The organism is Pseudomonas sp. NPDC089743 (assembly GCF_044748785.1).
Lineage (GTDB): Bacteria > Pseudomonadota > Gammaproteobacteria > Pseudomonadales > Pseudomonadaceae > Aquipseudomonas > Aquipseudomonas putida_X.
This window is the reverse complement of sequence record NZ_JBIVGS010000014.1, coordinates 69,255-95,207: the sequence shown is the minus strand read 5'-3', so window position 1 is coordinate 95,207 and position 25,953 is coordinate 69,255. Positions and strand designations below refer to the sequence as shown.

General features: G+C 64.5%; 25 protein-coding genes. 6 read left to right on the top strand and 19 right to left on the bottom strand.

The annotated features are described in order from the left end of the window. The first annotated feature begins 156 nt into the window (after positions 1 to 156). Both ACIPZC_RS20905 and ACIPZC_RS20900 read left to right on the top strand, forming a co-directional pair. Entirely contained in the window at positions 157 to 621 is a 465-nt protein-coding gene (locus tag ACIPZC_RS20905) for a multidrug transporter (RefSeq protein WP_241806607.1), read from the top strand. A gap of 52 nt (positions 622 to 673) precedes the next feature. Continuing rightward, complete coding sequence (locus ACIPZC_RS20900; protein WP_349976349.1) at positions 674 to 1,498, top strand: SDR family oxidoreductase; 825 nt, start codon at positions 674 to 676, stop codon at positions 1,496 to 1,498. Here the strand turns inward: ACIPZC_RS20900 and ACIPZC_RS20895 are convergent. The 5 genes from ACIPZC_RS20895 to ACIPZC_RS20875 form a co-directional block, all read right to left on the bottom strand. Beyond that, positions 1,448 to 1,858, bottom strand: a complete 411-nt coding sequence (locus ACIPZC_RS20895; RefSeq protein WP_241806605.1) for an SDR family NAD(P)-dependent oxidoreductase — start codon at positions 1,856 to 1,858, stop codon at positions 1,448 to 1,450. The two genes, ACIPZC_RS20900 and ACIPZC_RS20895, sit on opposite strands and share 51 nt — an antisense overlap. A gap of 16 nt (positions 1,859 to 1,874) precedes the next feature. Continuing rightward, entirely contained in the window at positions 1,875 to 3,326 is a 1,452-nt protein-coding gene (locus tag ACIPZC_RS20890) for an efflux transporter outer membrane subunit (protein ID WP_400629271.1), read from the bottom strand. Then, a complete protein-coding gene (locus tag ACIPZC_RS20885) occupies positions 3,323 to 4,384 on the bottom strand; it encodes an HlyD family secretion protein (protein ID WP_400629314.1) in 1,062 nt (353 codons plus the stop codon). Before ACIPZC_RS20885 ends, ACIPZC_RS20890 begins: the two co-directional genes overlap by 4 nt. A 27-nt stretch (positions 4,385 to 4,411) precedes the next feature. Next, positions 4,412 to 5,953 (bottom strand): MFS transporter, encoded by a 1,542-nt coding sequence (locus tag ACIPZC_RS20880; protein WP_400629269.1) that lies wholly within the window; start codon positions 5,951 to 5,953, stop codon positions 4,412 to 4,414. Between the two features lie 135 nt (positions 5,954 to 6,088). Next, positions 6,089 to 6,997 (bottom strand): LysR family transcriptional regulator, encoded by a 909-nt coding sequence (locus tag ACIPZC_RS20875; RefSeq protein ID WP_267821050.1) that lies wholly within the window; start codon positions 6,995 to 6,997, stop codon positions 6,089 to 6,091. A 295-nt stretch (positions 6,998 to 7,292) separates the two neighbouring features. On the opposite strand from ACIPZC_RS20875, the gene ACIPZC_RS20870 reads away from it, so the two are divergent. Continuing rightward, positions 7,293 to 7,742, top strand: coding sequence for a universal stress protein (locus ACIPZC_RS20870; protein WP_400629267.1), 450 nt, complete (start codon positions 7,293 to 7,295; stop codon positions 7,740 to 7,742). A 19-nt stretch (positions 7,743 to 7,761) separates the two neighbouring features. On the opposite strand, the gene ACIPZC_RS20865 is transcribed toward ACIPZC_RS20870, so the two are convergent. From ACIPZC_RS20865 to ACIPZC_RS20850, 4 genes are read right to left on the bottom strand one after another with little or no spacing between them, the layout of a single operon-like run. After that, positions 7,762 to 8,622: an HlyD family secretion protein gene (locus ACIPZC_RS20865; protein WP_241806600.1), complete on the bottom strand. Its 861-nt coding sequence runs from the start codon at positions 8,620 to 8,622 to the stop codon at positions 7,762 to 7,764. Between the two features lie 10 nt (positions 8,623 to 8,632). Further along, complete coding sequence (locus tag ACIPZC_RS20860) at positions 8,633 to 8,833, bottom strand: DUF1656 domain-containing protein (RefSeq protein WP_241806649.1); 201 nt, start codon at positions 8,831 to 8,833, stop codon at positions 8,633 to 8,635. A 4-nt stretch (positions 8,834 to 8,837) separates the two neighbouring features. Further along, positions 8,838 to 11,015: an FUSC family protein gene (locus ACIPZC_RS20855; RefSeq protein WP_349976355.1), complete on the bottom strand. Its 2,178-nt coding sequence runs from the start codon at positions 11,013 to 11,015 to the stop codon at positions 8,838 to 8,840. Next, positions 11,012 to 12,541, bottom strand: coding sequence for an efflux transporter outer membrane subunit (locus ACIPZC_RS20850; RefSeq protein ID WP_400629264.1), 1,530 nt, complete (start codon positions 12,539 to 12,541; stop codon positions 11,012 to 11,014). The genes ACIPZC_RS20855 and ACIPZC_RS20850 overlap by 4 nt, the downstream gene beginning before the upstream one ends. A 178-nt stretch (positions 12,542 to 12,719) precedes the next feature. Between ACIPZC_RS20850 and ACIPZC_RS20845 the strand changes: the two genes are divergently transcribed. Further along, positions 12,720 to 13,667, top strand: coding sequence for a LysR family transcriptional regulator (locus ACIPZC_RS20845; protein WP_241806597.1), 948 nt, complete (start codon positions 12,720 to 12,722; stop codon positions 13,665 to 13,667). Between the two features lie 113 nt (positions 13,668 to 13,780). Further along, positions 13,781 to 14,755, top strand: a complete 975-nt coding sequence (locus ACIPZC_RS20840) for a D-glycerate dehydrogenase (protein ID WP_241806596.1) — start codon at positions 13,781 to 13,783, stop codon at positions 14,753 to 14,755. 40 nt (positions 14,756 to 14,795) lie between these two features. Here the strand turns inward: ACIPZC_RS20840 and ACIPZC_RS20835 are convergent, their stop codons facing one another. From ACIPZC_RS20835 to ACIPZC_RS20820, 4 genes are all read right to left on the bottom strand, one after another. Further along, a complete protein-coding gene (locus tag ACIPZC_RS20835; RefSeq protein ID WP_400629261.1) occupies positions 14,796 to 15,734 on the bottom strand; it encodes a glycosyltransferase family 2 protein in 939 nt (312 codons plus the stop codon). Further along, complete coding sequence (locus ACIPZC_RS20830) at positions 15,731 to 16,090, bottom strand: GtrA family protein (protein WP_400629259.1); 360 nt, start codon at positions 16,088 to 16,090, stop codon at positions 15,731 to 15,733. The genes ACIPZC_RS20835 and ACIPZC_RS20830 overlap by 4 nt, the downstream gene beginning before the upstream one ends. A 2-nt stretch (positions 16,091 to 16,092) precedes the next feature. Further along, positions 16,093 to 17,526 carry a glucosyltransferase domain-containing protein gene (locus ACIPZC_RS20825; protein ID WP_400629257.1) on the bottom strand — a complete coding sequence of 478 codons (1,434 nt, stop codon included), beginning with the start codon at positions 17,524 to 17,526 and terminating at the stop codon, positions 16,093 to 16,095. A 123-nt stretch (positions 17,527 to 17,649) separates the two neighbouring features. Then, positions 17,650 to 18,573, bottom strand: a complete 924-nt coding sequence (locus ACIPZC_RS20820; RefSeq protein WP_400629255.1) for a DMT family transporter — start codon at positions 18,571 to 18,573, stop codon at positions 17,650 to 17,652. A 263-nt stretch (positions 18,574 to 18,836) separates the two neighbouring features. Here ACIPZC_RS20820 and ACIPZC_RS20815 point away from each other — a divergent pair, with 263 nt between their 5' ends. Then, complete coding sequence (locus ACIPZC_RS20815) at positions 18,837 to 19,712, top strand: helix-turn-helix domain-containing protein (protein ID WP_400629253.1); 876 nt, start codon at positions 18,837 to 18,839, stop codon at positions 19,710 to 19,712. On the opposite strand, the gene ACIPZC_RS20810 is transcribed toward ACIPZC_RS20815, so the two are convergent. The 6 genes from ACIPZC_RS20810 to ACIPZC_RS20785 all read right to left on the bottom strand — a co-directional run bounded on the left by ACIPZC_RS20810 (position 19,709) and on the right by ACIPZC_RS20785 (position 25,949). Further along, the gene (locus tag ACIPZC_RS20810; protein ID WP_400629251.1) at positions 19,709 to 22,099 is read right to left on the bottom strand and encodes a TonB-dependent siderophore receptor; all 2,391 of its coding nucleotides are present in this window, start codon (positions 22,097 to 22,099) and stop codon (positions 19,709 to 19,711) included. The genes ACIPZC_RS20815 and ACIPZC_RS20810 overlap by 4 nt on opposite strands. A 96-nt stretch (positions 22,100 to 22,195) precedes the next feature. Beyond that, positions 22,196 to 23,197 (bottom strand): FecR family protein, encoded by a 1,002-nt coding sequence (locus ACIPZC_RS20805; protein ID WP_400629249.1) that lies wholly within the window; start codon positions 23,195 to 23,197, stop codon positions 22,196 to 22,198. Beyond that, positions 23,194 to 23,691: an RNA polymerase sigma factor gene (locus tag ACIPZC_RS20800; protein WP_400629311.1), complete on the bottom strand. Its 498-nt coding sequence runs from the start codon at positions 23,689 to 23,691 to the stop codon at positions 23,194 to 23,196. The genes ACIPZC_RS20805 and ACIPZC_RS20800 overlap by 4 nt, the downstream gene beginning before the upstream one ends. Positions 23,692 to 23,746: 55 nt before the next feature. Beyond that, positions 23,747 to 24,073 (bottom strand): DUF3325 domain-containing protein, encoded by a 327-nt coding sequence (locus ACIPZC_RS20795; protein WP_400629247.1) that lies wholly within the window; start codon positions 24,071 to 24,073, stop codon positions 23,747 to 23,749. Further along, positions 24,067 to 25,647: a PepSY-associated TM helix domain-containing protein gene (locus ACIPZC_RS20790; protein ID WP_400629245.1), complete on the bottom strand. Its 1,581-nt coding sequence runs from the start codon at positions 25,645 to 25,647 to the stop codon at positions 24,067 to 24,069. The genes ACIPZC_RS20795 and ACIPZC_RS20790 overlap by 7 nt, the downstream gene beginning before the upstream one ends. Continuing rightward, a complete protein-coding gene (locus ACIPZC_RS20785; protein WP_241806586.1) occupies positions 25,644 to 25,949 on the bottom strand; it encodes a DUF3649 domain-containing protein in 306 nt (101 codons plus the stop codon). Before ACIPZC_RS20785 ends, ACIPZC_RS20790 begins: the two co-directional genes overlap by 4 nt. Positions 25,950 to 25,953: the final 4 nt, after the last annotated feature.

The window sequence follows — 25,953 nt, the reverse complement described above, 5'->3', positions numbered from 1 at the left end:
GAGCTGCAAGCGGCAAGACAAAGCGGGGCGGTGGTGTTCCTACTTGATGTGGGGGCACCGCCGGCCCGCTTTTCTCTTGCAGCTTGCAGCTTGGAGCTTGAAGCTTCCAGCTAGCCGCTCCAAGATGTCCGGAGACTCGAACGGGATTCGGACCACATGATCATCGGCGCCTTCCTCATCCTCACCTGGCTGGTACTGCTCCTGCGTTACCCGGGCAAGGCCCTGCCGATCTCGCTGGCCGCCGTCTGCGGCCTGGGGCTGGTGGCACTGTTCGTCGTCTGGCAGGACACACGCGAAGCTTCGCAACTGGCGCGGCTTGACCTGCGCCTGACCTACGCACCGGATCAATGCCCTGCCGACCGTGCCTTGAAGGTACATATGAAAAACGGCAACAAGGCTCCGCTGACCGAGCTGCGCTGGCGGGTCGCTGCCTATGCCCCGGGCGATACCATCAACCTGGCCGAAAATACCTACAGCGCACCGCGCTATCGTGGGCCGGGCGAACTGCAGCCTGGGGCCGAATGGACCGATTGCCTGCCACTGCCGCCACTGCGCGCTGGGTACCGGCCGCAGACACTGGAGTTTCGCGCCGAACATCTACAGGGTACATTCGCCAACTGACACAGGGCCGGTTCGGCCTCTACATGACCTACTCTGAGCACAGGCCTGCCCAATGCCCACCGTCCTGATCACCGGTTGTTCCAGCGGCATCGGCCGCGCCCTGGCCGAAGCCTTCCGCGATGCTGGCCACGACGTATGGGCCACCGCCCGTAAAACCGAAGACGTCGAACACCTGGCCGCAGCCGGCTTCACCGCCCGGCAGCTTGACGTCAACGACGCCGAGGCCCTGATGCGCCTCGCCGACGAGCTGGAAACAGGCCACGGCCGCCTCGACATCCTGGTCAACAACGCTGGCTACGGTGCCATGGGCCCCTTGCTCGATGGCGGTGTAGAGGCCATGCGTCAGCAGTTCGAAACCAATGTGTTCGCCGTGATCGGCGCCACCCGCGCGCTGTTCCCGCTGCTGCGCCGTGCGCGTGGCCTGGTGGTCAACATCGGCAGTGTATCGGGCATACTGGTCACGCCGTTCGCCGGCGCCTACTGCGCCTCAAAGGCTGCTGTGCATGCCTTGAGCGACGCCCTGCGCCTGGAGCTGGCGCCTTTCGGCATTCAGGTCATGGAAGTGCAACCGGGAGCGATCGCCTCACAATTCGCCAGCAATGCCCAGCGCCAGGCCGATCAGGTGGTGGCAGCGCAGTCGCCATGGTGGCCGCTGCGCGAGCATATCCAGGCGCGGGCCCGCGCCTCGCAAGACCGGCCCACCTGCGCCGCGCAATTTGCCCAAGGGCTGCTGGCTGCCACGCGCAAATCGCCTGTGCCAGCGGTGGTGCGGCTGGGCAATGGCAGTACGGCGTTGCCGCTAGTGGCACGCTGGCTGCCACGACGTTTACTGGACTGGGTACTGCGTAAACGCTTCGGGCTGCTGCGACCGCTCTGATCCACTGCCCAGGTGGATCACCTGCCCCCACTTGCGCTCGGCCATGCCGCGGGCGTAATGCCGCTGTAGCCGCAGGGCAACGTCCTGCGTGCCGTTATTGACCAGGATATCGGTGTGCGGCACCTGCTGGAGCAAGGTCTGCACACCCTGTTCGGTGCCCAGGTCAGCGGCAACGCCAATGATCCGCGCCTTGGGCAAACGCTCGCGCACCGCTTTGAGCGCAGCGTCGACCAGCGCCTGGGTGCGGTCGTTGAGCACGACCTCGGCGCCGGCGGCGGCAAGGTCGATGGCGGTAGACACGCCCTGCCCGGCCATGGAACCACTGATGAGTGCGCGCTTGCCATTGAGGGAGAGGTGCATGGCTGCCTCCGCTTGATCACACCTTGTTCGTCGGCTGCCCGTCGAACGCCTGCCAGCCACCACCCAAAGCCTTGTACAGCCCGACCAACGCCTGCGATACCGCCGCCGAACTGTCGATCCACTGCTCTTCACTGGCAAGCAACGCACTCTGCACCGTCAGCACATTGAGAAAGTCCACCGCGCCTTCCACGTACTGGCGCTGGGCGGTTTCCAGGGCGATGCGGTTCTGCCGCACCGCTTCGGCCACGTGATCACGGCGCAGTTGGCTGGCGTTGTACAGGCGCAGCACATCGTCGATCTCATGCCAGGCACCGAGCACCACCTTGCGGTAGTTGAGCGCCGCCTCCTGCTGCTGCGCCTCACGCAGCGCCAGGGTGCCCTTGAGCCGGCCACCCTCGAAGATCGGCAACGACAGCTGCGGGCCGAAGGCAAAGCGGCGCGAGTCCCAGGCGCCGAACTCCGACAGTTGCATGGCCTGGAAGCCGACGCTGCCGGACAGCCGGATGCTGGGGTAGAAATCCGCCTTGGCCACGCCAATGCTGGCAGTGGCCGCATGCAGCCGGGCCTCGGCCTGACGGATGTCTGGACGGCGCTCGGCCAGCTCGGACGGCAAACCGATCGCGAATTGCTGCTGCGGCGCAGGCAGCTCCCCCCCCTCAAGCAACTGTGCCTGCAAACTGCGTGGCGGTTCGGCCGCCAGCAGGCTCAGCGCGTTGATCAGGTCATCGCGCCGGGCCTCGAGGCTGGGCAGACGGGCCTCGATCGAGGCTACCAGGGCGCTGGCCTGGGCCACGTCGAGCCGGGTGGCGACACCCTCGGCCTGACGGTCCTGGGACAGCTTCAGGCTGTGCTGGGCGACCTTCAGGTTGTCACGGGTGACATCGAGCGTGTGCTGCACGGCACGCAACTGGATGTAGTTGCCTGCGGTTTCCGACAACAGCGCCAGGAGCACACCGCGCCGGTCGTTCTCGGCCACTTGCACCGTGGCGTCGGCAGCCTCCACCTGCCGGCGCACCCGGCCCCAGAGGTCCAGTTCCCAACCGGCGACCAGGTCGCCCTGCCACAGGTTGAACGCCGACTTGCCGGCATTGCCAGACGGGTCGTTGAGGCCTTCGGCACTGTTACGGGCGCGGCTGTAGCCGGCATCCACATCGACCGACGGCGCCTGGTCGGCAGCCACCGTGCTGCGCAAGGCGCGGCTTTGCAGCAGCCGCGCACTGGCGATCTGCAGGTCCAGGTTACGCTCGGCCACCTGCTGGATCAGCGCACTCAGGCGTGCATCGTGGAAGGTCTCCCACCAACGAAGTTCAAGCGGTTCTGCCTGCGCCTGGCTGGGTGCCGCCTGGCCCTGCAGCGATGGCCATTGTTGAGGGGCCTGGCTGTCCGGGCGCTCGAAGTCCGGGCCAAGGGTGCAGCCAGCCATCAGCACGGCCAGCAGCAAAGGGCTCAAGCGTAATGCCGGTTTCATCGTGCACTTACCTCTTTGCCACTGAGCCTGTCACCACGGGTGTCGATGGTCGCTTCCACCGACATGCCCACACGCAAGCGCGCGAGTAACGGCTGGCCGTCATCGAAGACGATTTTCACCGGGATACGCTGCACCACCTTGGTGAAGTTGCCTGTGGCGTTGTCGGGTTTCACTGCCGCGAAGGTCACGCCCGTGGCGGGGGCAATGCTTTGCACATGGCCTTTGAGGGTTTCACCGGCAAAGGTATCGACGCTGATACTGACCGGCTGCCCCGGCTGCACATGGGTCAACTGGGTTTCCTGGAAGTTGCCCACCACATAGGCCTGCTGCAAGGGCACCACCGACAGCAGGCGCGCGCCCGGGTTGACGAAGGCACCCACGCGCAGGGCACGCTCACCGACCATGCCATCCACCGGCGCGGTAATGCGGGTGTAGGACAGGTCCAGCTGAGCTTTTTCAAGGCCCGCTTCGGCACGCTTCAACTGCCCGTCGGCGCTGGCGACCTGAGCGCTGAGGATGTCCACCTGCTTGCGCGCGGCGACCAATGCAGCCTGAGTATTGGCCAGCCGTGCGCGGGCCTGGTCGACCCGGCTGCGCGCCTGCTGGGCATTCTGCACGGTGCCGGCGCCCTGCTCGGCGAGGCGGCTGTAGCGTTTGACCTCGTGGTCGGCGAACGATGCTTCGGCCTGCGCCGCCTTCACCGCCGCCTCAGCCTGGGCAATCAATGCCGCCTGGCGTTCCAAGGTGGCACGCGCATCGGCACTTTGCGCCTTGGCCACCAGCAGCTGGGCCTGCGCGGCATCCAGTGCGGCCTGGTAGTCCCGTGCATCGATGGTCGCCAGCAACTGGCCGGCCTGCACCTGCTGGTTGTCTTCGACCAGCACCTGCTTGATGAAGCCGGCCACCTTGGGTGCCACCACGGTGTAATCGGCGATCACGTAGGCGTCGTTGGTACGTTGCCGGTGGTCACTGCCGAGCACCCAGGGGCCGACGATACCCGCCAGCACGGCCACGGCGAGTACCGAGCCGATCACGATTGTCTTGCGCTTGTTGGTCATTTTCAGCGATCTCGAATTCATCCGGGCTCAGGCCACCGCGCGCGGTGGGTAGACCCGGGTAGGCACGAAAGGAATCAGGCAGATCAGCGCCACGGCGATACCGGCCATGACCAGGTAAAGGTCGGCCGAAGTCAGCACCAGCGCCTGGTCATGAATACGCTTGGCAAGGCCCGCAGCGTTGTCATCGATCAGCGGGGCGTTGCCCAGGCTGTCCACCAGGTGGTTGGAATGAAAGTGCCGGCGCAGCGTGCCGAGGGCGTCGAGCAGGCCACCGGCGATCACTGCGGCGAGCCCTTTGACGGTGTTGAACCAGGCGGAAGCGAATGGGCCTTCCTGCGGGCTCATGCCATTGGTGGAGAGCATCAGCAGCGGCAGTACCGCCATCGGTTGGCCGAACACCTGAAGCAGGTAGAACGGGTAGAAATCACCGCGTATCCATTGGCCGGTCAGCAGGCTGCTACCGATGCACGACAGCGCCAGCAGCGCCAGCCCCGTGGCCAGCACCCAGCGGCAGTCCACTGCGCGCAGGTTGCACAGTGCCGCCGTCAGCGGCAGTGCAATCAGTTGCGGCATGGCCACCAGCATCATCAGCGGGCTGGTTTGCGCCGGGCGATACCCTTGGATTTGTGCAAGGTACGCGGAGGGGATGCTGCCCACGCCGGACAGCACCACCAGCACGCCGGCCAAGGTGACCAGGGCGAAGCTCAGGTTGCGCCGCGACAGCATGCGCAACTGGAAGAACGGCAACGGCTCGGACCATTCGTTGTACAGGAACAGCACCAGCAACAGCGCACCCCCGCCCAGCAGCCAGCAGATCAGCGGCGAATCGAACCAGCCCCAGCGGTCCCCAAGCGACAGGCCCAGGACCATGCAGCTGATGGCCGGCAGCCCCAGCAGCACCCCGCGCCAATCGAACTGCTTGAAGCGCTCAAGGCGCAGCGGGTCTTGGGGCAAGCCCCAGCCGACACAGAACATGGCCAGTGCCGAGGGCAAGATGATCTGCCAGAACGCCCACTGCCAACCGACATATTCGGTCCACAGCCCGGCCAACGGCGTGCCAAGGTTCGGGCCGAAGGTGGCGGTCAGGGCATAGCAGGCCAACCCGTACACCTTGATGCCCGGCGGCAGGAAACGCAGCGCCACGCTCATGAGCATCGGTGGCAAGGCGCCCGATGCAAAGCCCTGAAGGATACGCAGCAGCATGAGGCTGTGCAGGTTGGGGGCGAAGGGCTGCAGCAATCCAAGCAGCGCGAACATCCCAACCGCGCTCATGGTGAAGCGGCGCAAGGAGAAGGTAGTGGCCAGCCAGGGCGCGAAGGCCATGGCCGAGACCGAGGCGGCGCTGTAAGCCGCCAGCAGCCAGGCGCCCTCGTCGGCGCCGATGCCCATGGCCCCGCGGATATCAGCCAGGGAGATCTTGGTCACCGATTCGTTGAGACCGGCGCACAGCACCGCCAGCAACACGCCGAACAGCCCGACCACCACGCGCAGGCCGAACGCCGACTGCACGGGCGCAGCCGGCGCGGGGGCGGCGGCGATCGCGGTGGCAGGGGCGGACAGGGAACTCATGGGTAGACAACTCCAGCAACAATTTTATGGCTGGAGCAAGTCTAAGAAAGTCGAATGCTTACGAAAACTGACTTATCGGCAGTTCTATATTGCGTGTGACGCAATCCACGCGAAGCGCCACAAAACGCTGCGGGTTTACGGATCAACACTGCAACAGGCTTTCAAGATCTGCCGCAACCAGCGGTGCGCCGGATCGTTGTGATAACGCGGGTGCCAGGCCTGCAGCACGGTCACCCGTTCCAGCGGCACCGGAATCTCGAACGAGCGCAACGGCAAGCCGAGCTTGTGCACACTGTTGAGAATATTGGCGGGCATCGGCAGGATCAGGTCCGAATCGGGCAGCGAGAACAACGCCGAGTGGAAGCTCGGGGTAATCAGCGCCACCCGCCGTTGCACCTTGAAGTTGGCCAACTCGACATCGATCGGCCCGTTAGCGCGGCCACGCCGGGACACGCTGATCTGTGGATAACTGGCAAAACTCTGCGCGGTGATCGGCTGGTCGAAGATCGGATGGTCGCGCCGCGCCAACCCCACGTAGTAAGTCTGGAACAGGCTCTGCACCTTGATTTCCGGGCCCAGGTCGACGGTCGAGCTGATGATCAGGTCGGTGCGCCCATCGCGCAGGATGCTGTCGTCATCACCACCGGGGCTCTCCGGCACGAAGCGCAGTACCGTGCGCGGGGCCTGCTCGTGCATGCGGCGCAACAGCAGGGCACCATACAGGGCGATGAACAGGTCATTGGTGCGGATGTTGAAGGCTCGGTCGAGCTTGGGTAGATCCACCTCTGCAGCACTGCGGAACACCTCACCGGCCTGCTCCACCAGCGCCGCCACCTGCTCGCGCAGGGCCAGCGCCCGAGGTGTCGGTACCAGGCCACGGCCGGCGCGCACCAGGATCGGATCGCCCAGGGCATCGCGGATACGCCCGAGGGTCCGGCTCATTGCCGCCGGGCTGAGGTTCATGCGCTGCGCCGCGCCAACCACACTGCCTTCATCGAGCAGGGCGTCGAGGGCGACGAGCAGGTTCATGTCCGGGAGTGGCATGGCCGATTTCCATGGCGGTTGTGGGAAAGCGATGTTAGCAGGTCGCACGATTGCACCAGACGCAATGTGCTCGTGCGTGGGAGCGCATTTATTTCCATGGCCTGATGAGCCATAAGTAAGGCTGTGGCTGTACCGGCCCTATCGCCGGCAAGCCGGCTCCCACAGGGGTGGGGACTGCCCCGGGACATTGGATGGGTGTCCAACTACCCGGGGGCAGGCCAAACTTGTGGGCGCCGGCTTGCCGGCGATGGGGCCAGTACAGGCAACCGACCAGCCAGTTTCAGCGAGGATCCTTATGCCCAGCCCCGTCCTGATCGCCATCGACGCCTCCCCTGCCTCGACCGCCCTGCTCACCCTCGCCCGCCGCTACTGCCGGCCCGACGAACACGAACTGCACGTATTGCTGGCCATCGACTCGACGTTCGCCGTGCACGACAAGCCTGCGCCTTACACCGCCGAGGAACTGGAGCAATACCCTGCCGCCTGTGAGGAACAACGCCTGGGCGACCGTGCCGTGGCCGAAGCCGTGGCATCGCTCAAGCAGGCCGGCTTCAGCAGCCAAGGCTGCATGGTCGCAGGGCAACCGGTCGAGGCCATCGTCGCCAAGGCGCAGGAAATCAAGTGCGAGCTGATCATCATGGGCCACCGCCACCTGTCGCGCCTGGGGCGGATGCTGGACCCGTCAGTCAGTGCGAAGGTGATTGACCGGGTCACAGTGCCGGTCTTGGTCGGGGCGGCAGTCTAGACATCGCACAGGCCCCCGTTCACCCATCGCTCGGCGTCACCACCACGGTGCACGTCGTCCCTGCCGCCAGCAGAAACCCGTCCGGCACTTCATCGATGTGTATCCGCACCGGCACCCGCTGGGCCAGGCGCACCCAGTTGAAGGTCGGGTTCACGTCGGCGATCAGCTCGCGGCTCTGCGGGTTATCGCGGTCGTAGATGCCCCGGGCGATGCTCTGCACATGGCCCTTGAGCCGTTCGCCGCTCATCATCTGCAGCTCAGCCTGGTCACCCACCTTCACGTGCGGCAGCTTGGTTTCCTCAAAGAAGCCGTAAACCCAGAACGAGTGTTCATCGACCACCGCCATCACCGCCTCACCGGTACGCGCATAGTCACCTTTGTGGATATTCAGGTTGGTCACGTAGCCATCGACCGTGGCAACGATGCGGGTGCGTGTGAGGTTCAGCTCGGCCGCTGCCAGGGCTGCCTGAGCCTGTTGATAGTCGGCCAGCGCGGCGTTGGCGATGTTGCTGGCGTCGTCGCGGTTTTCCTTGGAGATCACCAGGTTGTCCATGTCGGCACGGCGCCGGGCGTTGACCTTGCGCATCTCCCAGGTGGCCTTGCGCGAGGCGACCAGCGCCTTGGCCTGGTCGACGGCCAACTGGTAGTGCTCGGGGTCGATCCGGATCAGCAGGTCGCCCTTCTTCACCCGCTGGTTATCCTTGACCGGTACATCCACCACATAACCGGGCACGTCGGCGGCGACATTGATGATGTCGGCCCGCACGCGCCCGTCGCGGGTCCAGGGCGTCGTCATGTAGTGCAGCCACAACTGGCGACCGATCACCACGGCAGCAGTCAGCACCAACAAGGTGGCAATCAGGCTGAAGAACTTTTTCATCGAAGGATTCTCACCGGTAGAGCGACAGCGCCAGGGCGCCGAACAGGCAGACGAACAGGCTTAGGCGCAACAGCGCCGGGTGCCAGAAGAAGCGGTAGCCATCATGGCTGGCGATGAAGCGGTCCAAGCCCCAGGCCAGGCCCAGGGCGAACAGGAACATCAAGGTCATGGTGGGCATGTACACGCCATGGAAGGCGATCTCACGGGGCATGAGTTCACGGAGCATCGTGCAATCCTTTCGCCGTAGCCAACGGCGACTGTGGGTCGAGCAGGGAGGAACGGATGAAGTGCAGGTAGCTCTGCACGCGGCGCAACACCGAGGTGTCGAAGTGCCGGGCGAAGGGTTCGTCGGTGGCCTGCACACGGCTGATGGCGTGGTCGACGGCCACCAGCGCGCGCTCGTGGTTGCTGGCGCTGGGCTGCAGGAACAGCCGCGCCAGCGCCCGGCCCATGACACGAATTGCCTGGCGCCAAGGCTGCGACTCGGCATACGCCGGGTGGACGGGTGCGCGGGCCTGCTCCTTGCGCAGCTCGATGACCGCATGGCCGATTTCCAGCACCGTCAACATCCAGCCCATCAGCTCGCTTTGTACCTGCGGCTTGCCGGCGGCCAGGCCATAGGCCTGGTGCAACAGGTCACGGGTGCGGCTTTCGAACGCCGAGCCCAGGCCGCGCAGGCGACCGCTGATGGCGAACAGCACCTGCTCACGCAGTTCCTGCTCCAGGCGGCTCCACAACCAGCGGCTGTTGGGCGGCAGGATGATCGCCCCCGCCGCAGCGCAGACGAACATACCGATGACCATGCCGATGTAGTCGTTGATGAAGGTGTAAGGGTCGTACACGGTCAGGTTGTTAGGCACTGAGCCGATGGCGAAGAACACCAGCAGGCCTATGCCGTAACCCGCGTAGGCAGGCCGCGAAGACAGGAAGGCACCCAGCGTGAATACCGGCGCCAGCACCATGCACAGCAGCGCGAAGCCGTCGATCCAAGGGAACACGAAGAAGGTTTCGAAGAAGCCGATGAACGCCCCGATCGCCGTGCCGCAGGCCATTTGGAACGACATGCGCTTGGGGTTCGGCGAAGCCGCCGACAGGCCTACGGTGACGGTGGCGATCAAGGTCATCATGCCCCCACTAGGCCAGTCGCTGAGCAGCCAGTAGCTGCCCAGCAGCAACAACACCGCCGAGGCGCGCACGCCGGCGGCCAGCGATACCAGCCAGCTGGTCTGGGCCACGTAAGGCTCATCCCACTGCTCGCGCTCATGCGTGTGCGCGGCCAGAGAGGCGTGGGTTTCGGCGTAGCTGTACATCTCGTCGACGAAGCGATAGAGCAGCTCGAAAGCGGTATGGAAATCGAGCTGGTCGGACTCGCTGGGGTCGGTCAGCAGGTATTCGGCGCGCAGGCCACGTACCTGAGCCTGCAGGCCCTCTTTGTAGGCCGCCAGCTCCAGCGTCAGGCGCAGCGCATCGGCATCGGTCAGCGCGCGCCCGACATAGGGCTCAAGCAGCTCGACCAAGGTGTTCAAACCCGGCTCGATGGCCCCGACGATGGTGAGCGGGCCACGGGCGCGCAGGCGTTCAAGCAACCGGTGCAGGGCGTTGAAGCGCGTGGTGATGGCCATGAACTCGCTGTTCATGCGCACCAGGCGGCCAGAGCGCCTGCGCATGTGCGGGTCTTCGAAGGCAGTGACGTTGCGCAGGCTTTCCAGGCCGACCGCCTCGGCGACGAACCTGACGTTGCTGGTTTCGAAACGGTCTCGCTGGCTGTCACCACGCAAGGCCTCGACCACGACCCCGGCGAACACACCAAAACGCTGGTACAGCGCATTGCGCATGGCGGCGCTGGCCGACTGCGGCAGGACCGCGGCGCTGACGAAGGTCGAAACGAGGATGCCCAAGCCAATCTCCAGCACCCGCCACACGGCCGCCATGAACGCTTGGTCTGGGTGTTCCAGCACCGGCAGGCCGGTCATGGCTGCGGTGTAGCCGGCCAGCACGAAACCATAGGCGCGAAAGGTGCGGTAGCGCATGGCGCCCGCCGAACACAGGCCCACCCACAGCGCCAGGCTTGGCAGGAACAGCTCAGTGTTCTGCGCGAACAGGGCAATCAGCGCCACCATCATCGCCGAGCCGGCCAGGGTGCCGAGCACCCGGTAGAAACTCTTGGCGAAGACATGGCCGCTCTGCGGCTGCATGACGATGAACACGGTGATCATCGCCGTGCGCGGCTGTGGCAGCTCCAGGCGCATGGCCAGCCACAGGGTGATGAACGCAGCGGCCAGCACCTTGCAGATGTAGACCCACGTCACCCCGTCGGTACGCGCCCAGGCAAAGAAACCCCGGCGCCATTCCAGGCTGTGCAGCCAGCGCAGGGGCAAGCTCGATGCACTCATTCGGCGTGGTCCGGTTTGCGGTCGAAAACAGCCAGGCTGGCTGGGGTGGTCGGCGCTGCCTGGCGCTCCTGCTCAGGCACGTCCTTGCCGGCCTGCAGGCCACCGCCCAGGGCGGTCACCAGCTCGGCATGGGCGATCAGGCGCGCGGCCAGCACCTGCTGCTGCACATTCTGCTGGCGCAGCAGCAAGGTCTGGGCATTGAGCACGTTGAGGTAGTCGGTCAGGCCCCGCTGAAAGGCGATCATGGCGATGTCGTAGGTCTTCTGTGCAGCGGCCACGGATTCAGCGGCGAAATGCGCCTGTTCCTGCATCGACTCACGGCGGATCAACTGGTCGGAAATGTGCCTCAACGCGCCAATGACCGTCTGGTTGTAGCGCGCCACGGCCACGTCATAGCCCGCCGCAGCCACCCCCAGCTGCGAGCGCAAGCGGCCGCCGTCGAAGATGGGCAGGCTGATGGCCGGCCCGACGTTGTAGTTGAACTTGCGCCCGCTGAGAAATTCCAGCGGCCCGCCACCGGTGGCCATGAAGCCCAGGCTGCCGACCAAGTCGACGTTAGGGAAGAAGCCAGCGTGAGCGACGTCGATGCCACGCGCCTGGGCGGCCACCTGCCAGCGGCTGGCAACCACGTCGGGGCGCTGGCCGACCAGCTCGGCCGGCAGCGCAGACGGCAGCGGCACAGGGGCGGCGAGGGTCAGGCTGGGGCGCTGGATCTGCGCGCCCTCCCCTGGCCCCTTGCCCGCCAGCGCAGCCAGCTGGTTGCGGGTAAGCGCGATTTCTTCGTCGAGGCTGTCCAGTTGGCGATGGGTTTCGGGCAGCGGGGCTTCGGCCTGGCTGACCTCCAGATGGGTACCGATACCGCCGTCCAGGCGGCGCTTGGCCAAAGCCAGAATCTGCTCCTGCTGCTTGAGCTCGGCCTGGACGATGTCACGCTGGGCGAAGTGCAGGCTCAACTGAATGTAGGCACGCACCACGTTGTTCTGCAGTTCCAGTTGCGCCTGGCGGGCCTCGGCCACGCTCATGTGTGCCTGGTCCACGGCCTGTTCGCTGGCGTTGCGTTCGCGCCCCCAAAGGTCCAGGGCATAGCTGAAGCCGATGGCGGCGTTGTTGTCCCAGGTGTTGGCACCCGACAGTGCGCCAGGGCCGTAGAACGGGTCTTCAGGCCAGTTGTGGCGCTTGAGCGACGCCTGGCCGTTGGCCTGCAGCTGTTCTGCCGACTCGACCACGCCGGCCATGGCCTTGGCTGCGCGCACCCGCGCTGCGGCCATGGCCAGGCTCGGGCTACCCGCCACGGCCAGGTCCAGCCAATGGTTCAGTTGCGGGTCATGGTAGGCACGCCACCACTGCTGGTCGGGCCAGTGGGCATCGCTGGCGGCTGCACGGATGGCTGCGTCGGTGGTCAAGGTATTGGCTTGGAGGGTCTTGCTTTGTGGGGCAATGCCCCAGGTTCCGATACAGCCGCTCAAGGTGAGGCTAATGGCACAGGCACTGAACGCCTGAAGCGTTCTGATGATGCGACGCGGCACAGCTGCGATTTCCCGAGGAAGAGGTGGAGGGCTGGGCAATTCTAGGGGGCGGCCGCACTGGCGATAAGCGTGGATTCCTGCGAATCTTTGTTACCAAAACAGCGATAATCCGGCTTTGGTCGAAGGCACATGCAACTTACTTCGTGACACAATTTGCCCTCTACCTTGAGAGTGACCCATGGACACCCTGCAAAACATGCGTGCTTTCAGTTGCGTAGCCCAGCTTGGCAGTTTCACGGCTGCTGCGGCGCAACTGGATACGACCACCGCGAACGTGTCGCGGGCGGTCTCCAACCTGGAAGCCCATCTGCAAACCCGGCTGCTGAACCGAACCACGCGGCGCATCGCCCTGACCGAGGCGGGCAAGCGTTACCTGATGCGCTGTGAACAGATCCTGACCTATGTCGAAGAGGCCGAAGCCGAGGCGAGCGATGCGCATGCCCGCCCTGCCGGGCAATTGAAGGTGCACTCGATGACCGGGGTCGGCCAGCACTTCGTGGTCGATGCCATCGCCCGCTACCGCGAGTCGCACCCGGACGTGACGTTCGACCTGACCATGGCCAACCGCGTGCCCGACCTGCTCGACGAAGGCTATGACGTGTCCATCGTGCTGGCCACCGAGCTGCCGGACTCGGGCTTCGTGTCGCAGCGTCTGGGCATTACCTACAGCATCGTCTGCGCCTCGCCCGACTATGTGGCCAGGCACGGCTTCGCGCACAAGCCGGTCGACCTGCTGCAGCATGCCTGCCTGCGCATGGTCAGCCCGGTGATCCCGCTGGAAAAGTGGTTGTTCGACGGCCCGGAGGGCCAGGAGCTGGTCAACATCACCAGTTCGCCGTTCCAGGTCAATTCTGCCGACGCGATGAAAACCGCGATTCGCAGCGGCATGGGCATGGGCGTGCTGCCGATCTATTCGGCCATCGAGGGTTTGCGGGATGGCAGCCTGGTGCGGGTGATGCCGGACTACAGGCTGCAGGAGCTGAACCTGTATGCGATCTACCCGTCGCGCCAGTATCTGGATGCGAAAATCAAGACCTGGGTGGAGTACCTGCGCAATTCCCTGCCTGAGATTCTCGCAGCCCACGAAGCGGACCTGAAAACCCACGAGTTGCTCATCGCGAACTGAAGCAGCTGCAAGCTGCAAGCTGCAAGCAACAGCAGAGCCGTGCACGCGCTGCTTTCTCTTGCAGCTTGTAGCTTGCAACTTGTAGCTTCTACCTTTTGCCCGGAAGTAGCCCGATGAAAAAGACCGTCCTGGCCTTCAGCCGCATAACCCCGGCCATGGCCGAGCGCCTGCAGCAAGATTTCAACGTGATCGTGCCCAACCCCAAGCTCGGCGACATCAGTGCCCAGTTCAATGAAGCCTTGCCCGAAGCCCACGGCCTGATCGGCGCCGGTCGCAAGCTCGGCCGCGCGCAACTCGAAGGGGCCGCCAAACTGGAAGTGGTGTCCAGCGTGTCGGTGGGCTACGACAACTACGACGTCGACTACTTCAACGAGCGCGGCATCGCCCTGACCAACACGCCTGACGTGCTGACCGAAAGCACCGCCGACCTGGGCTTCTCGCTGATCATGGGCTGCGCACGGCGCACGGCCGAACTGGACGCCTGGACCAAGGCCGGCCAATGGCAGGCCACCGTCGGCCCAGCGCACTTCGGCAGCGACGTGCACGGCAAGACGCTGGGCATCGTCGGCCTGGGCAACATCGGCGCGGCCGTCGCCCGCCGTGGCCGCTTCGGCTTCAACATGCCGGTGCTGTATGCCGGCAACAGCCGCAAACCAGCACTGGAGCAGGAGCTCGGGGCCCAATACCGCAGCCTTGAGCAACTGCTGGCAGAATCCGATTTCGTCTGCATCGTGGTGCCGCTGTCCGACGCCACCCGCAAGCTGATCGGCGCTCGCGAGCTGAAGCTGATGAAGCCGAGCGCCTTCCTGATCAACATCGCCCGTGGCCCGGTGGTCGACGAAGCAGCGCTGGTCGAGGCGCTGCAAAACGGCACCATTCGCGGCGCGGGCCTGGATGTCTACGAAAAGGAGCCGCTGAGCGAGTCGCCGCTGTTCAAACTGCCCAATGCCCTGACGCTGCCGCACATCGGTTCGGCCACCGCCGAAACCCGTGAGGCCATGGCCAACCGGGCAATGGACAACCTGCGCGCTGCGCTGCTGGGCGAGCGGCCGCGGGATTTGGTGAATCCACAGGTGTGGAAGGGCTGACAACGCGTATTCGCCGCGAAGAGGCCAGCACAGGCAACCTTCACATGGGTTGCCTGTGCCGCCTCAGTACCTTGCGCACCACGTACCGGGGCCGATGCTTGGTCTCCTGGTAGATCCGCCCTATGTATTCGCCCAATATTCCGATACCGATCAACTGCACCCCGCCCAGGAACAGCACTGCCGTCATCAACGACGGATAGCCCGGCACATCGTTTCCGAACAGCATTTTGTCGATCACCATGTACATCGCAAACACGAACGCCGACAGCGATACCCCTCCTCCCACGTAACTCCATAGCCGCAAAGGCACCGTGCTGAACGAGGTAATGCCATCCAGGGCCAGGTTCCATAGCCGCCAGAAGCTGAATTTGCTAGTACCCGCCGTACGTTCGGGCCGGTCGTACTCGACGATTTCGGTACGAAAACCCACCCAGGACAACACACCTTTCATGAACAACTGCTGCTCCGGCAACTGGCGGATGGCGGCCACCACCTTGCGGTCCAACAGGCGAAAATCACCGACGTTTTCCTCGATCCGGGTCGAGGCGATGCGGTTGTGCAAGCGGTAATACAGGCGTGCAGTCCAACGCTTGAGCCGGGTGTCGGTCGCACGGCTACGGCGCTTGGCCAGCACGACGTCGGCCCCCTGCTGCCACAGCTCGATCATCTGTGCGATCAGCTCTACAGGGTCCTGCAGGTCGACGTCGATCGGCACCACGGCATCGCCATTGGCGTATTCGAGGCCCGCGAACAGGGCGGACTCCTTGCCGAAATTGCGCGAGAAGTTGACCACCGTGACCCATTCATCGCGCGCCGCCAACTCGGTGCAAATCTGCTCGCTGGCATCGCTGCTGCCATCGTTGACCAGCAGGATCTCGACCGTCACCCCCTGCAGCGTCGGCTCGCTGCGTACCGCATGATAAAAGCGTTCAAGGGTGTCCTGCTCGTTGTACAGGGGCGCGACCAGGGTAATGTTCATGCCTCCCTCCGCTTGAAAACCACCGCGTGCGAGTAGCTGTAGCCGACGATCAGGCTGATGGCTGAAAACGTAAGCACGGTCAACCAGGGCGACAACTGCGCCCAATCGGCGATGGCCCCGAGCACTAGGCTGATGCCACCCATGCCGGCCATGAACACCAGGTAGTGCGACCCCGCTGGCCTGACGGCAAAGGTAAAGCGGGCATTGATGTGATAGGACACCGTTGCCGCCACGGCGAAGGCCAGCAGGTTGCTCTGCCCCTGATTCAACCCCAGCGCCAGCGCCCCCCAGAACACCAACCCGTGCAAGGCGGTGTTACCGATGCCAACCAGGCCATAGCGAGCGAAACGACCCATGGTCAGTGCTCCTGTCCGGTTGCCTGCGGCAGCTTGATCAGCACATAAGCGGCATCACCCACCAAATGGATGTCATAGAACCTGCTCACGACCCGTGGCGAGGGACTGCGGGCCAGTACCTCCCGACGGGTCAGCGGCGGCGACTGGTAGAACGTGCGAGGGTCGTCGATACCCACCCGCGGGAGCATTTCTGGCAGCATCACATACCGGTTCGCATCGATGACTTCGATCGCTGGCATATGCGCCAAGGTACCTTTGGCAGCAGGCACCCAAAGCCTGGACTGCCAATAGCCGAGCAGGTAGTAATGCCTGGCTGCGGCCAGCTCCGGCTGGGACGAGAGGTCATGGGCAACGGACTGGGCGACTGCTTGGTGCAAGGCCTTCTGCAGCATCAGCACCCGGCCGTACGCAAAGGCCATGGAGAGCATGAACACGATCGAGGTGGCCAGAACGACCAGGCGCACACGGGGCACCGCTGCCAAGGCGTCGTGCACCACGTAAAGCAACATGGTCAGCGCGGCACCCAGGCCCATCAGTACCCGCGCGGTGGGGTCGAAGTGCTCCAGGAACAGAATGAGGCCTGGAATGCATAGCAGTATCAGGGCAACCGGTAACAGTAATGCCGCGACCAACCCCAGCCGCTCGCTCAAGGCGTAGGGACGACGCCACAGTGCTTGCAGCTTGCGGCCCAATGAGAATGCCGCCAACAGGCACAAACCGAGGGCACCCCAGAACACCCAAGGTGTGACCAACACGCTGACAACGTCCACCGTAGCCGCAAGGCGCTGGGACATTTCAGTCAGCCACAGCCCGTCGATAGCAAGCAGCGCCGTACGCCCACTGCGCACCATCCAGGCGCAGGACACATAGAAAAGCCCCACGCCAACCAGCAACTGCCCCAAGCGCACCGCTGCAACCTTGCAAACCATTGCAAACCGGCTGCCGTTCATGACCAAGCGCATGATTTCCAGGCAACACAAACCCGCGAATACGTTCAGGCCGGGTTGGTAGAGCGCAGCGCTGGCGGCCACCAGCAACGTGCCGCCGAGCCATGGTTTCGACCATTGGCAGCCAAGGGTGATCGCCCAGACGCTACACGCCAGCGACAAGGCCATCGACGCCCCATCATATTGATAGGAAAGGTTCTGCAGGAAGAACGGCTGCATCCACAACGGCAACACCACCAGCACGGCACTCACCGTCGGTAGCGTGAACCAGTGCTGCACCAGGTTGGCCAGCGCGTGTGCGGTAATCAGCACGGCAAGCAGCAACGGCAATGGGTAAAGGTTCACAGCAGCGGGGCCGAAACTCAGTACGGCATTGAGCAAGGCGGCCAGCGGCCGACCGTCTTGCACCCAGTCATTGCGTGCCAGGTATTGGCGCGCGTAATCGTCCAGCACTGACATGTCGGCCATCAGCAGCGGGACGATATGCAACAGCAACGCTGCTGAACACGTCAGCCAAAGCTGTGTAGAGGACAGTGTTCTGAAGGAGGACGGCATTGGTTTCCCCAGCGATTTGCGGCCTAGTCTTAGCCATGCTGCAAATACGCGCACCTGTCATTTCTGACAGTTGCCAATGCCCCCGCCAACATGCAACACGCCAGCAGCCACGGGCCTTGGCTTGCGAAACACCAGCACGTTACCCGCCATCACCGCGACCATCCCGAGCAACGCAGGGGCTGTCCATTGATAGCCTTCGGCAAACGCCGACACATTCAGCGCCACCAGCGGGAACAGCACCGTGCAATATGCCGCCCGCTCCGGGCCCATGCGCCCGACCAACGTCAGGTAGGCGGTGAAGCCGATCACCGAACCCGGTATCACCAGATACAGCAGCGAGCCGACATAGCGCGTGTTCCACTCCATCGCAAAGGGAATACCGCTGATCAGGCAATACACGGACAACAAAGCGGCGCCATAGACCATCCCCCACGCATTGGTGGTCATGGGCTTGAGGCCGGCTTTCTGCTGCATGCTCGACAACATGTTGCCTGCCGAGAAACACAGCGTACCGAGCAAGGCCAGGCCGAGGCCATAAAGCGTTTCGCGGCTTGCCGCATGGTGCGACAACTCCGGCCAGAACAGCAGGCCCAACCCCAAAAGGCCAAGCGCGCCGCCAGCGAGTACGTTGCTGGCGACCCTCTGCCCGAAGAAGATCCGTGCGTTCAGCGCATTCCACAATGTGGCAGTGGAGAACACCACGGCGATCAGGCCACTGGCGATCCACTGGCTGGCGGTGAGGAAACACATGAAATTGACGCAGAACAGGCACACGCCCTGCGCCAGACACAACAGGTGACCGCGCCGATTCATCGGCTGCAGGCGGCGGGTAAACAGCAGGATGGCGAACAGGATCAGGCCAGCCAAGGCAAAGCGGTAGACGATCGACACCGGGATGGCGACTTCGCCCAATTGCAGTTTCAGCGCGAGCCAGGTGGTACCCCAGATCAGGACGGTGAGCAGGTACAGGGAAAGGTTCATGGCGGTTCCTTAGGCATACGACCTTCATAGCGGGGGCACCATGCGGCCCATCGCCGGCAGGTCGGCCTCCACAGGTTCGGCTGCGTACTTGAAAGCGGCACCTGTGAGCGCTGCCTCCCGGCGATCGAGGGCGCAGCCCTCGCCAGAGCCATCAGTGTTCGCTTCGGCCAGTGCTGTGCGCTTGCACAAACTTGCGCTTTTCAACGCCCAGGGAGCTGCCACCTCGGCGCATCGGCAGTACGATGGCAACAGAGGAATCGCCCATGACCCCACTGAACCAGCTGCACGTATTCAACGCCATGCATGCCTCGCCCCACGCCAGGCTGGAACTGAGCGCGCACCTGGGCGATGGGCTGGCTGCGGCACTGTGGAGCAACCGTGACGACGCCCGCGACTACCAGGCGCCCAGTCACCACACGCTGTCGTGCTACATCGCCCACGGCACGGGCACCTTTCGCCGCCAACGCCCCGCCGCCAAAGGGGCGCCGGGCAAACTGTGCATCATGCCGGCCGGCCACGAGTCCAACTGGGTGGTCAATGGGCAACTGCGCCTGGCGCACCTGTACATCAGCGAGGTGCAGTTCGCCCTGGGCTGCGTGCGCCTGCTCGACCGGGAACCGCGGGAGATGCAACTGCAGGAAGCGACGTTTCTCGACGACCCACGGCAGTCCATGCGTTTTCGCCAGTTGATCAGCCTGGCCTGGGAGGAGCCAGGCGAGCGCTTGCTGGCCAGCAGCCTGGCACACGAGATCGTCGATCACGCCGTGCTCAGCCAGGTGGGGCCGCGCCAGGGGTTACGCCTCAAAGGCGGGTTGGCACCGAACCTGCGCCGGCAACTGGTGGACTACATCGAGGCACACCTGGATCAGCCCATCACCCTCGGTGAGTTGGCCGTGCGTTGCAACCTCTCCGAGTATCACTTCGCACGCATGTTTCGCACCAGCTTCGGCGTGCCACCGCACCAGTATCTGCTGGCCCGCCGTTTGTATCGGGCCTGCCAGCTGCTGCGCCTGGGGCAGTTGCCGTTGGGAGACGTTGCGTTGCTGTGCGGGTTTGCCAGTGCCAGCCATTTCAGCAATCGCTTTCGCCAGGCAGTCGGCGCGACACCTGGCGATTATCGCGCCGCCTTCAGCCACTAGAACTCAAACGTACTCGACAGGCTCACCTGGCGTGCATCCCCTATGGCGACGAAGTACTGGTTGACCGCCGAGCTGTAGTACACCTTGTCGAACAGGTTCTTCACGTTCAACTGCAGGCGCACGTTGTGCTCGTCCAGCTTGGTCTCATAGGTGGCGAAGGCATCGGCCACGGTGTAGCTGGGCAAGTCGAAGGTATTGGTCGAGTTGCCCGGGCGCTCGCCGACATAACGGGCTCCGGCACCGAAACGCAAACGGTCGCCGCCGAACAGGCTGCCGAAGTCGTACACCGCCGACAACGAGCCACTGTGCCTGGCCACGTTCTGCAGGCGGTTACCCTCGAGGTCTGGGTCCTTGGTCACCTTGGCGTCGGAGTAGGCATAACTGCCGATCAGGCTCCAACGCTCACTGAGCTGCCCGGTGAGGTCGAGCTCCACGCCTCTGGAACTGACCTCGCCCGCATTGCTGTAGACCGTATCGCCGGTACCGCTGTCGAAGTTGGCGACCAGCACGTTGCGTTTGGTGATGTCGAACAGCGCCAGGGTGCCGGTCAGGCTGCCGGGCATGTCGAGCTTGGCCCCCAGCTCCCACGATTTGCCCTCTTCGGGCGCAATCGACGAATCCAGCACCACGCCGCCGGTCAGCGGGGCAATGCTGGAGTTGGGCTTGAACGACTCGCTGTAACTGCCATAGAACGACAACTGTTCATCGACCTTGTAGACGATGCCCGCATGCGGTACCCAGGCCTGGCCACGGGTGTCGGTATTGGCCTTGAACGGCCGGCCGCGGCCAGCGTATTGGTCGTACTGCTGAAAGCGTGCGCCGGCCACCAGTATCCAGTGCTCATCCAGGTGCACTGCGTCCTGCAGGAACAGCGCGTCGGTGCGCAGCTTGTCGGTCTGGTCACTGTCGCTGGCGCGCACCGTGCTCCCCTCCACTTCCTGGCCGTAGACCGGGTTCACATAGCTGAAGGAGGACTGCGCGCTCTGCCGAATCAGGTCGCCGCGAAAGACCTTGCGGTCTTCGTGATCGATGCCCATCAGCAGATCATGCTGCATACCGGCCAGCTCCAGGTTGCCAGTGAGGCTGAGGGTGGCGAACTGGTCGCGACTCATGGCGTTGTGGGTGCCATCGATGCTGCGTGTGAGCGTGCCCTTGGTTTCGTTGACACCGGTCACGCGCACCTGGCTGGCGTCGTAAGTCTCGCGGTTGAAGCTGTAGCCAACGTGCAGCTTCCAATCGTCGGCCAACTGGTGATCGACCTCCAGGCGATACAGGTCGGAGCGGCCTTCCATGTCGTTGAAGGGTTCATCCAGGCGGCGCGTGGCCGGAATGTCCAGCGGGTGACCGTTGCTGCCGAAGGCGGTGCCCCGGTCGAACGGGTAGAGAAATTCACGGTGCTCGTAGGCCAGCACCACCTGGGTGTCCTCGCCAAGCCAGGCCAGCGACGGCGCCACCAGCGATTCGCGGTGCACGCCATAGTTACGCCAGTAATCCTCGTCTTCATGGTCGACGATCAAGCGGTAGGCGAAGTTGCTCTCGCCCAGTGCCCCGGTGCTGTCGAAACCGCCGCCGCTGCCATTCTTGCCGCTGCCGTAGGTCGAGCCGCGCACGTTCAGGGCGTTGTACTGCTGCAATTGCGGGCGCTTGCTGACCACGTTGATCACCCCGCCCGGGTCCTGGATGCCATAAAGCAGCGAGGCCGGCCCCTTGAGTACCTCGACCCGTTCGGTGCTCGCATTGAGGCTACGCCCCTGCACCACGGGCATGCCGTCGCGCATGATCGAGCCGTCGCGGTTGTCGCCGAAGCCGCGCTTCATCACCGTGTCGGAGGTGCCACCGAAATTGTTGCCCTGGGTGATGCCGCTGACGTTCGCCAGGGCATCATCCAGGTTGCGCGGGGCCTGGTCGCGAATGACCTGGGCCGGGACCACGTTGATGGCTTGGGGGATATCCTGGGACGGGCCCTGGCCACGCATGATCGAGGCGCTGGCCGGCGGCTGGTAGCTGTAGGTGTCCATCTGCGAGGTCACCGTGGTGGCCTGCAGGTTGAGCGCACCGGAGGTGTCCACAGGTTCGAGCGTCAGCGTGCGGGCGTCGACCCGGCGCCACGTCAGGCCAGCGTTGCCCAGCAACTGCTGCAGCGCCTGTTCGGCACTGAACGTACCCTGCAGGGCCGGTGCCTGCACGGCAGGCAGTTCCAAGGTGTAGACCACGCTCTGGCCGGTGGCGCGGCTGAAGGCACTGAGCGCCAGGGGCAAGGGCTGGCTCGGCTGGGCGAACCTGTGCAGTTCGAGCTGTTCGGCGGCGGAGATACCAGGGGCAGCAGCCAGGGCAGAAAGCGCAGAAAGACCAAGCCAGAGGGGGACGCAACGGTGGGTGAACTTCATGGACGCTGACCTGTGAGAGGGTAATGACTGCGAATGAATCGCACTTCCACTCATTACACGGACGTCACGTCCTGTTACCTCACCCGCTTTTGAAAATTATTTTCCCGCTACCGACACTTGCCGGATGACCGTCAACCGGCCGAGAAGCGTCTGCCGCGAGAACCCCATCACCTTGCCCAGCGAGTCCAGCGCCGCCAGTGGCTCGCGCACCGGGAAACTGCCGCTGACCTTGCGCTGCCCCAACTCGTTGTCGAGCAGCACGATCCGCCCCGGGTAATAGCGCCCCAGGTCTTCGATCACCTGCGCCAAGGGCGCCTGGTAGTAGTTGACCCAGCCTTGGCGCCAGGCCAGACGGCTGTCGCTGTCCACACGCGCAGTCTCACCCGCCAGGCCTCGGGCATAGGCCAGTTGCTGGTTGGCCGTCAGCTCACGGGCGGCTTGCCCTTGAGCCGGCGTGACCGCCACTCGACCGTTGCGCACCGTGACCTGTGCACCCTCGGCCTGCTCCCGCACTTCGAACTCCGTGCCCAGCACCCGCACCTGGCCCCCCGCCGCCTGTACCACGAAGGGCTCACCGGTGTGCGTGACCTTGAAGAATGCAGCGCCATGCAACAGCCGCACCTGGCGCTGCCCGTGCTGGAAATCGACAGCAATGGCACTGCCCGCGTCCAGCGTCACCTGCGACTGGTCAGCCAGCGTCACCTGACGGATGGCGTCCGTGCTGCTGAAATCGGCCTGCAGGTCCTGCAGCCAGTACCCCGGGTGCCAGCCCCCCGCAACACCCACGGCCAGCACCAGGCATGCCGCCATAGCCAGGGCGCGGGCGCGGCGCCAGCGCGCCGGGACAGGCGCCTTGGCCATGGCATCCAGGTATCGCTGCAGGTCTGCGTGTTCTTCCTCGGCCAGGCGTGCCGCCGGTGCCGCAGTCTTGTGCCACAGCGCCTGGGCCTGGGCATAGGCTTCACGGTGCCTGGGGTCGGCCAGCAACCAGCGCTTGAACGCCACACTCTGCGCAACCTCAGGCTGCTCGTTGATCGTGGCCAGCCAACGCAGCGCTGCTTGCGACGGGTCAGCAGTGGTCAAGTCTGAACGGTTCATCGACGGGCGCTCCCTGGCCTGGGGATCGGGGGCGCGGGCTCGGCAACACTGGCCTTGCACGCTTGGAGGGCGCGCATCATATGCTTTTCCACGGCACTCTGGGACAGCTGCATGGCCTTTGCGATCTCGCCATATGTGCAGCCGTGTATACGGTTGAGCAAAAAGATCTGCCGGGTGCGCTCAGGCAATGCGCGCAGCGCCGCTTCGATGCGCTGCAGGTCATGGTTGACCTCCAGGGCCTGCTCCGGTGCCTGGGCCAGGCAGTCATCCAGGGGCAGCGACGCTTCGGCGATACGCTCGCGGCTGCCTTCACTGCGCAGGTGGTCGATGGCCAGATTCCCGGCGCAGCGCAGCAGGTAGGTGTCCAGCGCCTCTACCTTGACCTCGGGGCGCCGCCAAAAGCGCAAGAACAGCTCCTGGACCAGGTCCGATGCCGTGGCGCGGCAGCCCACTCGACGGCTGACCAAGGCTTCCATGCGTGCGCGCTGGGCCATGAAGACCTGCACGAAACGCGCGCGAGTGCCGTCGCTGTCAGGCTCGATCAAGGCATCATCCGCCAGACAGGATCAATAGCGGGCCCACTATCAGGCTGATCGCCGCCAGCCCCAGCAGCACGCGCGGCTGGTAAGGCAAGGCGAAGACCCACAGGGTCACCCCGGCCATCGACACAGCGACCCACTCCACCACGCCATGCGCCCACCCACGCAGGTGCACTGACAGCGCCAGCGATGCCAGCAGCAACGACCAACCCGCCACGCGCAGGCCACGCAACTGGCCAGCAGCAGGCTTGCGCCCGAGCAGGTCGTTGAAGTGCCTTTCCATCGCCAGGCACAAGGCAGCGAAGCCGGCGAAACCGATCAGGGCGACGCTCAGCATCCGTTCACCTCGACCGTTTCAGCCGTTGCCTTGGCCACCCGGGGCTCACGCTTGGCCACAGCCTTCGGGGCACGTAGCATCTTGCCTGCGGCCCAGGCCAGGAACAGACCGGTGCCCAGTGCCGTGAGGTCCAGCCCGGCCATGGCCCAGTCGCCAGCGGCCAGGCTATGGTTCAGGCCCTGGCCGGTGGTCAGTGCATTGAGCAACGGCAGCAGGGCAAAGGCCAGCGCCCCAAGCCCCAACTGCTCGGCCCAGGCGCGACGCCCGGGACGCAGCACGGCATGTACCAGCGACAACAGCCAGACCACGAAGAACGTGTTCACCTCCCAGTCCGCCCGGCCTTGCAGCGCGGCAGGCAGCAAGCGGTTGGCCCAGAAAAAGCCGGCCACCGCGAGCAGCAGGCCACTGATGCTGGCAATGTTGAGCACCTCGACCAGGCGCAGCTCGGCGGGCATGCGTTCGCGCTTGGCATGCTTGAGCTGGCGCTTGCCAAGCCACATCACCAGGCCCGTGCCGATCACCGCAGTACCGGCCACCCCGAACACGAAGTACAGCCAGCGCAACCAGGGCCCGGCGAAGTTGCCCATGTGCAGGCCGACGAAACTGAACGAGGTCATCATTGCAGCGCTTTCCGGTGCCCCTTGGCTCAGCAGTTCGCCCGTGCTGCCGTCGAACATCCAGTTGGCGCTGCGCTTGTAGGCGATGCTGTCGGCCGAAGCCTGGGCGAAGCTCACGCGAGCGTTGCGGTCGCCCGGGTTGTGGACCTGGATGTACCCCATGCGGGCTCCGGGGGCCTGCGTCTGAACCTTGGCATACAAGCTGGCCAACGGCACCAGTGGCGCAGCGACGTTGGCCACCTTGGGCACGTCCTCACGGCCGAACAGGTCGTTGAAATAGCCGTTGGTATTGCCCCCATAGCTGGCCATGATGCTGGCCGGCATCACCATGTACATGAAGATCACCAGGCTGCTGTAACTGATCATCAGGTGGAACGGCAACACCAGCACGCCGATGGCGTTATGCCCGTCCAGCCACGAGCGCTGGCCTTTGCCGGGGCGGAAGGTGAAGAACTCCTTGAAGATCTTCTTGTGGGTGATGATCCCGGTGACAAGGCCGAGCAACATGATGAAGGCGCAGAAGGTCGCCAGCCAGCGCCCCCAGGGGTGGGGCATCTGCAGTTGGAAGTGGAAGCGGTAGAAGAATTCGCCGCCGCGGCTGTCGCGGGCCTCTACGGGCTGCCCGGTCTGGGCGTCGAGTTGCTTGCTGACAAAGCCACGGCGCCCGCCATCTGGGTCACGCCAACCGACGCTCAACGCGGCTTTGCGCTCGCTGGGCAAGCGGATCATCCAGTTGCCCGAATGTGCCGCGTTGGCCTCCAGGTAGCGCTGAGCCAGGCCCAGGCTCGCCACCGGGTCGAGTGCGTGGCGGCGGACTTCAGGCTGTGTCCAGTGGCTGATCTCTTCCTTGAAATACGACAGCGTGCCGGTCAGGAAGATAGCGAATAGCAGCCAGCCGAAAATAAGCCCGGTCCAGGTGTGCAACCAGGCCATCGCCTGGCGGAAACCGTCCTTCATGGGTTTCTCAGCCAGTAGGCGAACCCGCTGATCAGCGCCAGCAGCAGGCTCGGCAGCAACACGCCCAGCCAGGCAAGCGCGGCGCTGCGACAGGCGAAACACCAGATGAAGGCCAGCAGGTAGAAGACGAACGACAACATCATGCCGGTCATGGCCGCGTCGACTTGCGGCAACGGCGCCAGCAGGGTGATGCAGACGCTGGCCATGGACGCCAGCAGGTATCCGCCCAGCACCGCAGCCAGGCAGCGTGAGGTCACGGCCAGGCGGTAACTCAGGGGCAGTCCGGCGGCATTGCGCTTCATGGCG